At 61.9% G+C, this 14213-nt stretch carries 12 protein-coding genes; 1 reads left to right on the top strand and 11 read right to left on the bottom strand.

Annotated elements, in window-relative coordinates; translation table 11 throughout:
• Positions 1-94 precede the first annotated feature (94 nt).
• Entirely contained in the window at positions 95-1090 is a 996-nt protein-coding gene (locus BUE15_RS03575; protein WP_139252110.1) for a T9SS type A sorting domain-containing protein, read from the top strand.
• A 339-nt stretch (positions 1091-1429) separates the two neighbouring features.
• Here BUE15_RS03575 and BUE15_RS03570 read toward each other — a convergent pair whose 3' ends face one another.
• The 11 genes from BUE15_RS03570 to deoC all read right to left on the bottom strand — a co-directional run bounded on the left by BUE15_RS03570 (position 1430) and on the right by deoC (position 14120).
• On the bottom strand, positions 1430-4741 hold the full coding sequence (locus tag BUE15_RS03570; protein WP_084548787.1) for a pectinesterase family protein: 3312 nt from the start codon (positions 4739-4741) through the stop codon (positions 1430-1432).
• 95 nt (positions 4742-4836) lie between these two features.
• The gene (locus BUE15_RS03565) at positions 4837-6582 is read right to left on the bottom strand and encodes a T9SS type A sorting domain-containing protein (protein WP_073281326.1); all 1746 of its coding nucleotides are present in this window, start codon (positions 6580-6582) and stop codon (positions 4837-4839) included.
• 388 nt (positions 6583-6970) lie between these two features.
• Complete coding sequence (locus BUE15_RS03560; protein ID WP_073281325.1) at positions 6971-7432, bottom strand: DUF6428 family protein; 462 nt, start codon at positions 7430-7432, stop codon at positions 6971-6973.
• Positions 7433-7459: 27 nt separating this feature from the next.
• Entirely contained in the window at positions 7460-7810 is a 351-nt protein-coding gene (locus BUE15_RS03555; protein WP_073281489.1) for an ArsR/SmtB family transcription factor, read from the bottom strand.
• Positions 7811-7965: 155 nt separating this feature from the next.
• Positions 7966-9468 carry a Do family serine endopeptidase gene (locus BUE15_RS03550; RefSeq protein WP_073281324.1) on the bottom strand — a complete coding sequence of 501 codons (1503 nt, stop codon included), beginning with the start codon at positions 9466-9468 and terminating at the stop codon, positions 7966-7968.
• A 252-nt stretch (positions 9469-9720) separates the two neighbouring features.
• Positions 9721-10164 carry an Hsp20/alpha crystallin family protein gene (locus BUE15_RS03545; RefSeq protein WP_073281323.1) on the bottom strand — a complete coding sequence of 148 codons (444 nt, stop codon included), beginning with the start codon at positions 10162-10164 and terminating at the stop codon, positions 9721-9723.
• A 255-nt stretch (positions 10165-10419) separates the two neighbouring features.
• The gene (locus tag BUE15_RS03540) at positions 10420-11241 is read right to left on the bottom strand and encodes a hypothetical protein (RefSeq protein ID WP_073281322.1); all 822 of its coding nucleotides are present in this window, start codon (positions 11239-11241) and stop codon (positions 10420-10422) included.
• 32 nt (positions 11242-11273) lie between these two features.
• Positions 11274-12467, bottom strand: a complete 1194-nt coding sequence (locus tag BUE15_RS03535) for a M20 metallopeptidase family protein (protein WP_073281321.1) — start codon at positions 12465-12467, stop codon at positions 11274-11276.
• Between the two features lie 36 nt (positions 12468-12503).
• Positions 12504-12920 (bottom strand): hypothetical protein, encoded by a 417-nt coding sequence (locus BUE15_RS03530; protein ID WP_073281320.1) that lies wholly within the window; start codon positions 12918-12920, stop codon positions 12504-12506.
• Between the two features lie 2 nt (positions 12921-12922).
• Positions 12923-13474 (bottom strand): hypothetical protein, encoded by a 552-nt coding sequence (locus BUE15_RS03525; RefSeq protein ID WP_073281319.1) that lies wholly within the window; start codon positions 13472-13474, stop codon positions 12923-12925.
• Positions 13452-14120, bottom strand: coding sequence for a deoxyribose-phosphate aldolase (gene deoC, locus BUE15_RS03520; RefSeq protein ID WP_073281318.1), 669 nt, complete (start codon positions 14118-14120; stop codon positions 13452-13454). The genes BUE15_RS03525 and deoC overlap by 23 nt, the downstream gene beginning before the upstream one ends.
• Positions 14121-14213: the final 93 nt, after the last annotated feature.

The following is a 14213-nucleotide window of genomic DNA, read 5'->3' as shown; positions in this document are numbered from 1 at the left end:
GGTGCGTGGCCGCTCGGTGCCGCTCCCGTACGGGCAGCAGGCTGCTTTTTTCGCTTCTATTCTCTTTTTCCACTCACCCCCTTTTCCTTTTTCTATGCTACACCTCTCCTCGTTTTTCAAGCGGCCTGCTCTCACTTTGCTCTCGGTGACGGCATTGGCCGCGCTGCCGCTGGCTTCGGCAAAAGCGCAGCTGGTAAATACCTATTCGATGGTGGCCTCGACGGGTACCTTCACGGCCCTGCCCGCCACGGCTACGGCTCCGGCTGTGTCCGGCTACCTGAACGACGGCTTCTACAACGCGCTGCCCATCGGCTTCACGTTCAAGTTCGATGGCGTCGACTACACCACGGTTTCGGCTTCTACTAATGGCTGGCTGACTTTCGGCCAGAACATCTCCAACTCCACTCCTACCAACAACCTGACTTCCGGCACGCCCCGCCCGCTGGCCGCGCCGCTCTGGGACGATATCAGCTTCATTTATACCGGCACCGGCACTCCCACCGGCAACAACGGCAAACTGTCTTACGCCACTACCGGCACGGCTCCTAACCGCACGTTTACGGTGGAGTGGCTCGATGCGCGCTGGGCTCCTACGGCGGCCGGCCCGGTGCAGTCGTTCCAGGTGCAACTCGATGAAGGCACCAACGTATTGCGCTTCGTGTATCTGCAAGGCACCGGCACGGTATCGGGCACGCGCAGCGCTTCAGCTGGCCTGGCCGGAGTAGCAGCCAATAACTTCCTGTCGCTGAGCGACCTGACCTCTGCTCCTACTACCAGCACGACCACCGAAAACGCGGGCATTACCTCACGGGCCAACAACAACCGCACGTTTACTTTTACGCCCGGTGGCGCTCTGTCTACCAAGAGTGCCCGCTCGCTCAACGCGCTGGCCATCTACCCCAATCCGGCCACGCATAGCGCGCAGGTAGTGGGTGCCACGAAAGGCCAGCCCGTACAGCTGCTGGATCTGCAGGGCCGCGTAGTGCGCGAGCAGGCCGCCGGTATCACCACCCTCGACCTTTCAAACCTGTCCGCTGGTCTGTATCTGGTGCGCAGCGGCGCCCAGCTGGGCCGTGTAGTGGTTGAATAACCCACTATCATCACGCAACGAAAAGCCGGTGCAGCTATGCTGTACCGGCTTTTTTGTGTTGTATGGAAAGCGTAGAGCTTGTGCTGAGTGTGCTGGCTTGAATGGCCATGCCTTGCCGCCTCATTCGTTCATGCGTTACGGCAATTGCGCGGCCCTAACTTCTGCCTGCCCAGCCGGCAACCTTGCTCAACCACTGCAGAAAGGCTGCTGATAATCTCACTGTCAGCTCCTCACCCCAAACCGACGCTGTCATCTGAATCCTCATTCGTTAGGCACCAACGCAACACGGCCCGCTGGAAATACCAGCAGGCCGTGTTGATTTTCGAGTAGCTTCCCGGCTTAGTGCCGCACGATGCGGCGCATGTCGGTGCCGCCTTCGGTGGTGGCGCGCAGCATGTACACGCCGGCGGGCAGGGCGCTCAGGTCAAGCGCCTGCCGGGTCTGGCTGGCGGGTACCGTACGGGTTTGCACCGCCTGGCCCAGGGCGTTCAGCACGGTCAGCTGCACGGCGTTGCGGTAGCCGGTCAGCTCCAGCGTCACGCGGCCATCCAGCGTGGGGTTGGGGTAGACATTCAGCGAAGAACCTGCCAACGGCTTGGCGCTGGAGCTGACAATCAGCGGCAGCGAAGCCGCCGAGGTGCAACCGCCCGCCCCCGTCGTCACGACGGTATACGAGCCGAACTGGGCGGCCGAGTTGACTACATACGTCTGGCTGGTAGCACCCGCAATGGCCACCCCGTTGAGGTACCACTGGTTGCCCGTGGCGCTGGAGCTGCTGAGCGTGGTGGTAGCACCGTTATACACCGGCGTTACGGTAGGCCGCACCGGCGTGGCGTTGATGGTGATAGTGGCCGTGCTGGTTACCGCGACACAGCCGCCCGCCGCTGCTACCGTGTTGGTAACCGTGTAAGTGCCGGCGGTGCTGGTTGCCAGATTGATTTCACCGGTGCTGGCATTCAACGTCAGCCCCGCCGACGACGAGAACGTGCCGGCCGTAGCACCGGCAGCCAGCGCAGCCGCTACCGTGCCGGTGCTGCCGGCGCAGTAGCTGGCCGTGGCAGCATACGCGAAGCTAGCCGTGGCCGGTGCCGTGATGGTCACGGTAGTGGTGGCGTTGCAGGTGGCGCTGTTGGCGTAGGTAATGGTGTAGGTGCCGGCTGTGCTGGCCGCCAGATTGATTTCACCGGTGGTGGCGTTCAGGCTCAGGCCGGCCGCCGAGGTGAAGGTGCCGCCGCTGGTTCCGGTGATGGTCGGCGTGGGGTTGGTGCCGCTCTGGCAATACGAGGTAGCAGCATACGTGAAGGCCGCGTTGCAGGCCACCGGCGTGGTATTCTCACCCCTCACCAATACGTTTTTCAGCAGCGCGTAGCGGCCGGGGCTGGAGCTGCCGCAGCTGAAGTACAGGCGGAACGTCAGGGTCTGGCCGGCTGTGAGCGTCACGCCGGCCGAGTTGAACACGAGGCGGTAGGTGTTGGTAGGGCCGCTGGTTTGGTTGGCCAGCAGAATCGGAGTGGCGAAGGCACCGTTGGCCGTGCTCAGCAAGCCTCCAGCCGGACCACGCCCGCCAATCACATCGGACGAGTCGCTCACGAAACCACTGCGCGAGTACACCACGGCCAGCTTCGTGTTGCTGGAGGTGTTGTAGAAGGCGGAGGTCAGCAGCAGCGAGTCAATGCGAATGGTCTGGCCGGCGGCGGCCGTTACGGTGAACTGCTCGTAGAAGCGGCGGCTCAGGTTGCCACCGGGCCCACCCGCAGCCGTGCCCCACGACCCGTCGCCGTTGGCCGTCGTACCGAAAGCCTGCCCGAAGGTGTTGGAATAGGCGCGGATGGCAGGCACCGTCGTGCCATTGGACACGTAGAGGTTGCGCAGCACGGAAGTGCTGGGCGTAACGCCGGCCGAGCGCACAGCCACGCTGTCCTGGTTGTTCACCTTCATCGGCCACCACTGCAGCGGCGCCGAAACCGGGGCGCTGCCCGTTACGCGGCTGCCGGTTACGGCCACTGTTACTGCAGTAGCGTTGGTGCTCGTATGCGTGATATTGCCGGCATACGTGCCCGCCGCAGCCGCATTTAGGCGCACGCTGATGGCAGTAGCCGCCAGCGTATTGTTGGCCGGCGTAAGCACTAGCGGCGTAGTGCTCGTGTACCAGTTGGTGCCGCCGTTAGCCGATACCTCGTAGCCGGCCGGGGGCGTCACGGTCACGTTGCCGGTGAGGTTGGCGCCGCTCAGGCTGTAGCTCTGCGTAGCGGAAGGAGTGCCGGCATACTGCGTGAAGGCGCCCAGCGTGCCCGTCACGGCCAGCGTCTGGATGCTCGATACCTGAATGGTTTCGGTGGTGTGCGTAGCCAGCCCAGCCTTTGAGGCCCGAACGTAATAGTAGTAGGCCGTGCCGGCGGCGGGCAGCGCGTCGGTGGTCTGGAAATTCACGAGCGAGTCGGTGGCGGCCGTCACCTCATACACTTTGCTGAACGTGGTGTTGTCAGCGGAGCGGAACAACTCGTACTTAATCTGGTCCATGGCCCAGCTGATGTTCCAGCTGATGCTAGCCTGGGTGGCGCCTTTCACGGCCCGCAGGTTGGAAACCGCAATATCCGGCGTGGTGCTGGTGCACAGGCCCGTAGCTACGGCGCAAGGGTCCCAGGTACCAAACATGGCGCTGCGGCTGTAAATGGCCGTGTCGGCCGGCGTCAGCTGCTGCGACCAGGACACACGTGCGGCCGTCGGCAGCAGGTTGCCGGAGTAGTAGCGGCTCCGGAACTCAGCGTAGGTGATGAGGCTGGTGTTGGTGCCCGCGTCCCAGGTCACCCAGCCAGCCGGCTGCAGCAGGTTGGCGCCCACCGTGCTGCTGATGAACACAGTTTTGTTGTTGGACAGCGGCGAGCTGCCGGTGGAGTTCTGCCACGGCCGGCCCAGATAGTAGAGCGTGCCGCCGGTGTTGGCCGGCAGTTTGGTTTTCTTGAACACGTAGCCGTAGGTCTGGCCGGCGGGCGTATTGGCCGCCGTGATAAACGAGCTGCCGGTAGTCGTGCGGGCCTTGGCATACACGACGCAGTTCTCGAACAGCGCCACCGAGCTGCCGAAAATGAAGTCCACGTTGCCGTCGATGTAACAGTCGCGGAAGTAGTGGCGGGGCGTGCCGTTGCCTTTGGTGTAGAGCGTGTCCTGGTTGCCGAGGAAGCGGCAGTTTTTGAAGGCCGCGCGGTCGGCATTCACCAGCACCGCCACTGCCTGCGACCCATCCCCGAAGGTGTTTTCGAAGGTGATGTTCAGGGCCGAAAAGTCGTCGGCGCTGATACTGAAGCTGGCCGAGTTCTGGGTGCCGAGTGTGCCCCCGCCGGGCGTGGGCGTGCTGGCACCGTCATCGTAGGTCAGAATGGTGTTGGCCACACTCTCGCCCACCAGCTGCAGAAACGGCTTGTTGCTGGGCACTGCTATTTTCTCCTTGTAGCGGCCATTCTTGATGAAAATAGTATAGACCGCAGTGCGGTTCGTGGGCGCGGCGTTGATGGCGGCCTGCACGGTGGTGAAGTTACCGGTACCGTCTTTGGCCACCACCACATCGTAGGCGAAGGCACGGCTCCCGAGTACGCTGAGCAACATGACGCAACAGGTCATGAGCCAGCCTTTAAGCGTAAAGGTTTGGGACATATAGTGGGAATTTTGGGGAAGAAAAAGCGGGACGGAATGCGGGCTAAAAGCCCAAAGGCCGACATTGCTGCCGGCCTCTGTACTATATTCTGCGGCTATTGTCGGCCAAACCGGGCCGACAGGCGCACACCACCATCGGTGTAGTGCAGCAGGTAGCTGCCGGGCGCGAGGCGGGCCGTGGAAACCTGCGTTTCCAGCGAGCCGGGCGCTACGGCTACGGTCGTCAGGAGCTGCCCGAGCAGGCTGTACACCTGCACCTGCGCGCCTCGGGCGGCCTGCGGGTGGGCCAGCATGAGCTGCTCCTGCGCCGGATTGGGGTAGAGCTGCAGCGCGGTAGCCGCCACCGTAGCCGCCGCCGGAGCCGATAGCACAGTTGCCGTCAGGCCGTTCAGGTAGTTTTCGAGGGCCGTGTAGCCCGAAGCGCCCCGGTTGTTGCGGTCGGCGGCGTTGTTGGGGTTGAGGCCGTTGGCCACCTCCCAGGCATCGGGCATACCATCCCGGTCGGTATCGGTGGGGGCAGGCAGCGAGTTGAGCACGGGCCATGCGCCGGTTGTCTGGGCGTAGGGCGTGCCGTGCGGGAAGCCGCCCTGCACGTCAATCAGGGTGCCGGTGCGGTTGATAACGTCCTGCACGATGCGCTGGTCGAGGGCGTCGCGGGTGGGCAGCACGCAGCCGGCCTGCTGCAGCACAGCGGTGTAGGCATCAAGGGCAGTCTGCGTGGGCACGGCGGGCAGCGGGAAAGGCGTCGTTACTTTGGCCTGAGCCGTATCGGCGCGGGTACCGCCGCTCATCACCACGCCCAGCCAGTTGCGGGCCGTCACGGCCGGGTAGCCATCTACGTGGTTGCCGGTCAGGTAGAATTTGCCATAAGGCAGCACCGGCGACGAATTCTGCTTGTACGGGTTCAGCACCTCGCTCCGGATAGGCACGCCGCCCGATGAGCTGGTGGGCGTAGATGGGCCGGACTTGTAGTAGTTGTTGACGATGTTGTAGTTGCCGCCTTCGCCGCCGTTCACGTTGTAGCTGGCCCAGTTGTAGATGACGTTGTTGCGGAAGTCGGCGTTTTCCTGGCCGGCGGTGTTGGGCGTCAGGTTGCGGCTGCCATCAAAGCGCGGCATGCGGCCCCGCATGTGGGCCAGCAGGTTGTGGTGAAACGATGCCGTGCGCCCGCCCCAGATACCACCGTAGGCGTGCCGCTCAAAGTCGGTGTCGCCGGTTTCGAAGTGGTAAGAGTAGTCCAGCGGCTCGCTGATGATGTTCCACTGCAGCGTCGTGCTGTCGCCGCGGTACAGCGTGCAGGCCTCATCCGACGACCAGCTCATGGTGCAATGGTCTACCATGATGTTTTTGCGGCCCAGCCCCCCGAAGGTGTCGCCGCTGCCGCTGCCATTCACCATGCCCTGGTTCTGGTTTTTGTCGCCCATCCGGAAGCGCACGAACCGCACAATAACGTTGTCGGCGCTGATGGTGAACGGGTAGTCGGCGAGGCAGATACCGTCGCCGGGCGCGGTCTGGCCCGCAATGGTAGTGTTGGCGCGGGTCACGCGCAGCTCCGACTGCAGGTGAATAGTGCCCGATACCCGGAACACAATGGTGCGGTGCGTGGCGGCCGTGGTGAGGGCGTAGCGCAGGCTGCCGGGCTGGTTGTCGTCGTTGAGGTTGGTCACCTCAAATACCGTAGTCGGTACCGCTACCGTGCCGCGGCCGCCGGAAGTGAATTTGCCCGCGCCCTCAGCGCCCGGAAAGGAAGGAAGCTGGGCTTGTGCGGTGGCGGCGGCCAGAACAGCCACGGCAGCCAGGCCACCCCGTTGCCAGAGATGAGCGGCGTAGAATTTCGACATGAAGCAGAGCGTAAAGTGGGAATTGGCCCGGCAATGACCCCAACAACGGGGCGCGCCAGCAAGCACGCGCCATCGTTTCTGCCATCATCGGACTCACACGATATTACTACCCCCGCCGGCCCGGCCGGCTCCGCTTGCCGGGCTTTATTTGCGCAATCGTTGCCGACAACGTTGCCGGCAACGTTGCCACTATAATTCCGGCCTTGTCGGTTTCGTGGCAAAAGCCGGCACCAGGCAGCCTACTTCCTCAGGCTCAACAAAAAAGCCTCTGCCACAAAGGCAAAGGCTTTCCCGATTCCTGCAGGCTGCCGCTCACTGCTGCACCCGCAGAAGAAAGCAGAGCCAGGCAGGAAACATCTTCTGCGCAAGCAGATCGGCACACTGCCCTCTAGCAGCAACCGCTGCCCGGGGCACAGGCCGCCATCTGCAGCTGAGGCAGCGCTACCAGCTGGGCCGGTGCAACACCGCAGGCATCCTGCGCCAGGCAAGCTGTTTGCTTTTGCGTCAGCACAAAGTCGGTGCCATCGAAGGCCAGCCCGAACTTGCCGATAGTGGCCTGCTGGTACTCTACCTCAATGTCAAGGTCTTCGCTGCCCAGAATCTTCTCCGACAGCTTCAGGATGTGCAGGAATTTCTGCGGCGCTAGCTGGTGGTCGTAGTCGCCAGCCTCCCAGAGCTGGAAATTGGCCACAGTTTCCCGCCGCTCCACGCCGCCACAGTCAATAAAATGCTTGCTCACCAGTCCCACTTCCGTCACATGAAAGTGAGCGGGCAGATACTCGCCGCTGGGCAAACGAAAACTGACAGTCTGCAGCCCGGCCAGGGCCTGCTTCATTTCAAAGATTTTCATGGTCAGAAAGGGTAAGTGAAGACTGAGTCAGCAGGCACACGCAGCATTGGGGCCACAGGCGGCGCCGGTGGTGGCTGCGAGAAAGAAGGCAGCAAACTGTTGCTGCACCTGTTGCAGCAATTCGGTATTGAGGCAGTAGCACACGGTCAGCCCGTCGATTTCACCCCGGATTAAGCCAAGCGCCTTAAGCTCCTGCAGGTGCTGCGAAACAGTAGTGCGCGAGAGTGGTAGCTCGGCGGCAATGTCGCCGGAAATGCAGGTGGTCTTGCTGGCCAGCAGCTGGATAATGGCAACGCGGGCCGGGTGGGCCAGCGCCTTGGCAGCGCGGGCCAGTTGCTGCTGCTCAGCGGAAAAGGCGGCGGTTTTAGCGTAGGTCATCAGGACAGGCGAAACTATGACGTAAATATACGACATTGCTATGACGCATTTTTACGTCATAGCAAAACAAAAAAGAGAGCCGGCGGTGAGGCCGGCTCTCTTTACACTAAGTAATGCGCTAATCAGGAAGCACTAGGCTTGGCAAAAACTGCCTGTTACTCCGCCTGCCCGATGGGGTAGTAGGCTTTGCGGCCGTCGGGGTAAACGCCTTCTACCAGGGCGCCTTGGGTGTCCTTGGCGGCTTCCAGGAATTGCTGCACGTCCTGCGGCTTGGTCACCTTGTTCTTGTCGATGCGGGTGATGATGAAGCCGTCGTCGATGCCGGTTTCGCGGAAGTTGGAGCCCTTGATGCCGCTGATTTTAGCGCCGCCTTCCAGGCCCAGCTTGTTCATTTCCTGCCGGGTTACCGGAGCCAAGGTTGCGCCCTCATACTTGATGGACTTCGCCAGCTCTTCCCGGATAATGTCGGTGGTACCGGTGGAGTTGCGCAGCGTGGCGGTAGCGGTGCGGGTTTTGTCTTCGCGCAGATACGTCACCTTGATTTTGTCGCCGGGGCGGAAGCGGGCTACCTGCTCCTGCAGCTGCGAGGAGGTGTTCACCTTGGCACCGTTGATTTCGGTGATGATGTCGCCTTCTTTCAGGCCGGCATCAGCCGCCGAGCTGTTCTTGCTCAGGCCCATGATGTACACGCCGTTCAGGGTGCTAAGCTTTTTCTCCGAGGCCAGCGTGGCGTCTACTTCCCGGATCTGCACGCCCAGCAGAGCGCGCTGCACCACTTTGTATTTCAGCAAATCCTCAATCACCTTGCTCACGATGGAGCTGGGCACGGCAAACGAGTAGCCCACAAACGAGCCCGTCTGCGAAGCAATAGCCGAGTTGATGCCAATCAGGTCACCGTTCAGGTTCACGAGGGCGCCACCCGAGTTACCGGGGTTCACCACAGCATCAGTCTGCAAGAAAGACTCGATACCCATGCCCTGCTGGTCGCGCAGGATATTGATGTTGCGGCCTTTGGCCGAGATAATACCGGCCGTAACCGTGGAGTTCAGGTTGAAGGGGTTGCCGACGGCCAGCACCCACTCCCCTACCTTCACCTGGTCGGAGTTGCCGTAGCGAATGAAGGGCAGGTTATCGGCCTTCACTTTCAGCAAAGCCAGGTCGGTCGTAGGGTCGGTGCCTACCAGCTCGGCTTCAAACTTGCGCTTGTCGTCCATCACCACCGTAATCTTATCGGCTTTGTCAATCACGTGGTTGTTCGTGACGATGTAGCCGTTGGCGGCAATGATAACGCCCGAGCCCGAGCCCTGCTGCGGCCCACGCTGGGGCTGCTGATACTGCTCAAACTCTTCGCCGAAGAACTGGCGCAGGAAGGGGTCCATGCGCATAGAACCGTTCTGGCTGGCCTTCGGGGCGTATTCCGTCATTACGTGGACCACGGCCGGCGTTACGGACGCGGCGGCCGCCGTGAAGTTGAGGCCTTCAGGCACCACGTAGTTGCTGCTGCGCAGCTCACTGGTGTACCGTACGTTGGGGTCAGCGGCTACTACCTGAGGCGCACTTTGGCGCTCCGGCTCCAGCAGCTTGTACCCACCCACTGCCACGCCACCGCCCAAAACGGCGGAACCGAGCAGACCGAGCATCATTTGTTTTGCTTGCATGGGTAAGAAATGATGATGAAGGGAAAGAAGATGACCGAATTTACAAAACCAGGGTGAAACGCAAACCAGGCGCGCTTCCGGAAACGAAAGATGCAAACCAGCAAGTATGTGGTTGCACGCGCCCGATGAGTACCGGTGATTGCTCGACGAAAAGCCGCGAATCGGCCGGTAGGTTTCACTACTTCTCTAGCAACACGCGGGCCAATAAAAAAGGCACCCACGAGGATGCCTTTTTTTCAGAACCCGAAGCGCTTAGCGCACTTCGATGTGATGTTTCGTCACTTTTTTGCTGTCAAAAGGCAGGCTTACGCGCAGAATCCCGTTCGTCAGCTCGGCTTCAATGGCCGTTACGTCTACGGTGTCGGGCAGGCGGAAGCTGCGCGAGAATGTACCGTAGCCGGTTTCGGCGCGGTGAAACTTGGGCGCGTTTTCGGCGGCTTCTGGGGCTTTCCGCTCGCCGCTGATAACGAGCTGGCCTTCCTGGAAGTCGATTTTCACCTCTTCTTTCGCTACGCCCGGCAAAGCCAGTTGCAGCTCAAAGCCTTGCTCCAGTTCCAGCACATCGGCGGCCGGATTGAAGACTTTGGAGGGTTGGTTGGTGGTGGGCAGAGTGTCGCGCAGCATTTCGTTCAGCACCGAGTTGAAGGCGCGCGAAGGACGGAGAGCAGGACGGTTGTTATACAGCAGAATTGCCATGGTAACAGGAGTTTGTAGTTAGAGTCAGAAGTTGAGATGGTGCCCGGCGGGCACACCTGTACTCTATAAAATCTGTACCAACTCAAAAACGCCTTACAAATCAGACATAATGTCTTAACACGAATTATTCTCTTCTCGTCTATGCAGCTAAAATCGTCATCAATCAACCTTCAAATCCTGCAAAAGCACTTTACGCCAGCCGACAAAAAGTCACTTTTATTGTACCTATACTGAAACTAGCGCACCAATCAGCCGCTAATGTTGCGTAGGCAGCTGCTGCCAGTCGGTGGAAGCATTCTTACCCAGGAACGTGAAACGTACATCCAGCCCGGCCACCGGCCCCACCAGATTGGAGCGGCCGCCGCTTACCTCTACCCCAGCGGAGTTGTACTGCGGCAGCGCATTGTAGTAAATGGTCTGGGAGGCCAGCCACGGCGTGACATCGAAGCGCGGCGACACCCGCCAGCCGATTTCGCCGCGCAGGGTACCGTAGTCGATTACGCGTTCTTTCAGGTCGGTTTCGTCGCGCTGGAAACGCAGGTAGGCCGCGGCTTCGTAGGCTATGCGTGGGCGCAGGGCCATTTTCTCAGTTAGAGGGAACAGGCGGTCTACTTCCAGGCGCAGGCGCGCGAGGGCGCGGTCTTCGGTGTACTCATCCAGAGGTACACTGTATTCTACGCCCAGCCGCTGGCTGAAGCGGAACGAACCGATGCTGCCGGTATGGCGCAGCAGCGCGCCCGGCGTTATCTCGCCGGCCAGCCCCAGCCCCTCGCCCGCATAGCCAATCAGGTTGCCGCCCTGCAGCCGCAGCGTAGGTCCCCAGCTCCATTTCTCCGACAGCCAATGCTCGTAGCCCGCAAATAGCTGCGCACCGGCGAAGGTGCCGCCGGGGTTGGTTGGGCCCGTCAGGCTGCGCAGGTTAAAGGACGTGACGATGTAGTCGTTGCCTTTGAGCGCCCACTCGATTTGTACCTCTGGTATCACAATAAGGTCGCGGTGGTAGCGGCGCTGGGCAGTAGCGGCGGTGGCGCAAAGCAGGCCGCAGCCAGCCAGCAACAGGCAAAAACGATAGTACATCGGCGAAATAGGAAGGATAAGCGGTGAAAATTCTAGCGGACAGCCAGTTCCTGAAGCGTGAGCCAGGCCATCAGGCCAGGGCCTGTTTCCAGGGCTTTAGGCTCGATATCGAAGGTAGGCGTGTGGACGGAGGAGGCGAAGCGGCCATCCTGGGCGCGGGTGCCGAGGCGGTAGAAGCACGCATCGGCGGCCTGCGAGAAGTAGGCAAAGTCCTCAGCGGCCATCCACTGGTCCAGCTCAATTACGTTTTCCGCGCCCAGATATTGCTCGGCCGCTGCCCGCACGCGCGCCGTGAGTTGCGGCTCGTTTTCCAGATACGGATAGCCGCGCCGGATTTCCAGCTCGCAGGTGGCACCCATACTATCGGCCAGGCCTTCGCAGAGGCGGCGCAGGTGGCCGTGGGCTTCGTCTCGCCACTCCTCGTTCAGCGTCCGGAATGTGCCTTCCAGGTACACTTCGTTGGGAATAACGTTGGTAGCGCCGTTGGCAATGACTTTGCCGAAAGACAGCACTGTGGGCAGCTTGGGGTTGGCGCGGCGACTCACCAGCTGCTGCGCGGCCACAATAATATGAGCCGCCACCAGCACCGGGTCGAGGTTCATTTCGGGCATGGCGCCGTGGCCGCCTTTGCCGCGCACGGTCAGGTACAGCTCGTCGGTGCTGGCCATGTAGCGGCCCGGCCGAATTCCAATCTGGCCGGCCGGCAGCATCGGGAATACGTGCTGGCCCAGCACGCTGGCGGGCTTCGGGTTGTCGAGCACGCCTTCCTTAATCATGAGCGAAGCGCCGCCGGGCAGCTTTTCTTCGCCGGGCTGGAACATCAGCTTCACGGTGCCCTCAAACTCGTCTTTCAACTCCGCCAGAATACGGGCCGCGCCCAGCAAGGACGACGTGTGCACGTCGTGGCCACAGGCGTGCATCACGCCGGGGTTGGTGGATTTGTAGGGCACGTCGTTCTGCTCCGTGATGGGCAGCGCGTCCATGTCGGCGCGCAGGGCCACGGTGCGGGCGCCGGGGTTGTGGCCTTCGATGAGCGCCACTACGCCGGTACCCGCAATGGGCTGCGGCGACAGTCCCAGCCGGCGCAGCTGCTCCGTCACGAAAGCCACGGTGTTGTGCTCCTCAAACGACAGCTCAGGATGGGCGTGCAGATGCTGGCGCAGCGCCACAGTGTCGGCGGCGTGGGCGGCGGCCAGGGTTTTGATGCGGGACAGAAGGTGTTGCATAGTCAGAAAAGAAACGCGCCTACTCGAACAGCACGCTCAGGCGCGGGTGAATGGCAACCAGCATAGGCCGGCCAAACGTGTTGGGACTGGCCAAACGTGTTGGGACTGGCCAAACGTGTTGGGACTGAAGGCGGCTTCGTCCTGCTCGGAGGAAACCGAAATACGGCTTACCAGCACGCAGTCCGGAAACTCCAGGTACTGGCCGCGCATGTCGTTGTTGTAGCGGATGCGGCCGCGCACGGCCACCGTAAAGTCCAGCAGCACGGCTTTGCTGCTTTGCTCCACCAGCGTCAGGTCTACCACGCCCGCGTGGGGCCACAGCGTCAGGTGCAGCGTCAGGTTCTCCTGGTCCACCCGGCATTCTACACCGCCGTTGTCATTGTCTACGGGCACTATTTCCAGCGCCTGCAACAGGTCCAGCTCTTCCCACTGCAGCTCCCGGATGCTAGCCATAGCTAGTAAGCCGTTTTATTCAGCAGCACCTGCGCCGACTCCAGCTCCGCTTTTGGGGCCAGCGGCCGGATGCGCAGCATGGCCTGCTCGGCTTCGAGGCGCGTGAGGTAGTCGCCGATGTAGAGGCGGAATACCGGCTGCTTGAAGGTGAGGTAGTCGGTTTCGTCGGGGTAGCGGCTGATAACCGAGCGGCGGATGCTCATGGCCTTGTCGCGCTCCAGCCCTACGTACGCCAGGATACGGTAGCCCTGGGCATATTTCACGTTCTGGTTGGTGTAGGCCTGGTCGCGGAGGCGCTGCTCAATCTGCGGATTGACGTGGTTGGTGGGCGCCACGGCGGGCCGGGCTACCGGCGCGGCTTCCTCTTTGGGCGCCGTGAAAACCGGCCGGTAGCGGCTCAGGTCTTCGGCCGGCACGGGTTGCTGGGCCGGGCGGGTTTTGGCGGTATCAACGGGAGCCGTGGTGCCGGTGGAGGCCGGTGCCGTGGCCGCACACGCCCCCAGGGCCAGGAAAGCAGGAAACAGCAGCACGTTACGCAGGTAGGGTTTCATCATCTTCTTGAAGCAAGGCCAGACTGTTGGACGAGCCGAGCCGGTCGGCGCCGGCGGCAACCAGCGCCAGGGCCGCAGCCCGCGTGCGAATTCCGCCGGCCGCCTTAATACGGATACCGTCCGGCAACGACTGGCGCATCAGCGCAATATCAGCCACCGAAGCGCCCCGGCTGGCAAAGCCCGTCGACGTTTTCACGAAGTCGGCCCCGGCTTCGGCGCACAGTCGGCACGCCGTCACGATTTCCTCGTCCGTGAGCAGCGCCGTCTCGATTATCACCTTCAGAATAGCGCCCCGAAAGTGGCACAGCTCGGCCAGCTCGCCTATTTCCTCTTCCACGGCGGCCAGCTCACCGGCTTTCAGCGCGCCTATGTTCAGCACCATATCCAGCTCCGTGGCGCCATCGGCCAGGGCCAGATGCGCCTCGAAGAACTTCACCTTGGGCAGCGAGTAGCCCAGCGGAAACCCAATGACGGTGCACACCGGTACGCCACTGCCGTGCAGGGCCTCGGCGGCCAGCTTTACGTAGCAGGGTGGCACGCACACGCTGGCAAACTGCTGGGCGGCGGCTTCCCGGCACAACTGCCGGATCTGGGCGGGTGTGGCTTCGGGCCGGAGCAGCGTATGGTCGATGTAGGGGGCAAGATTCATAGGTGAGGCAAAGGTAGAAAGCGCCGACGGAGCAAGCAGCGCGCCACAAAAAAACAGTGGCAGACGAGTCCCGTCTGCCACTGCCTCAAGCTA

This window comes from Hymenobacter psychrotolerans DSM 18569 (assembly GCF_900142395.1).
Taxonomy (GTDB): Bacteria; Bacteroidota; Bacteroidia; order Cytophagales; family Hymenobacteraceae; genus Hymenobacter; species Hymenobacter psychrotolerans.
The sequence above is the reverse complement of the archived record's forward strand: the minus strand, read 5'-3'. Positions and strand labels throughout refer to the sequence as shown.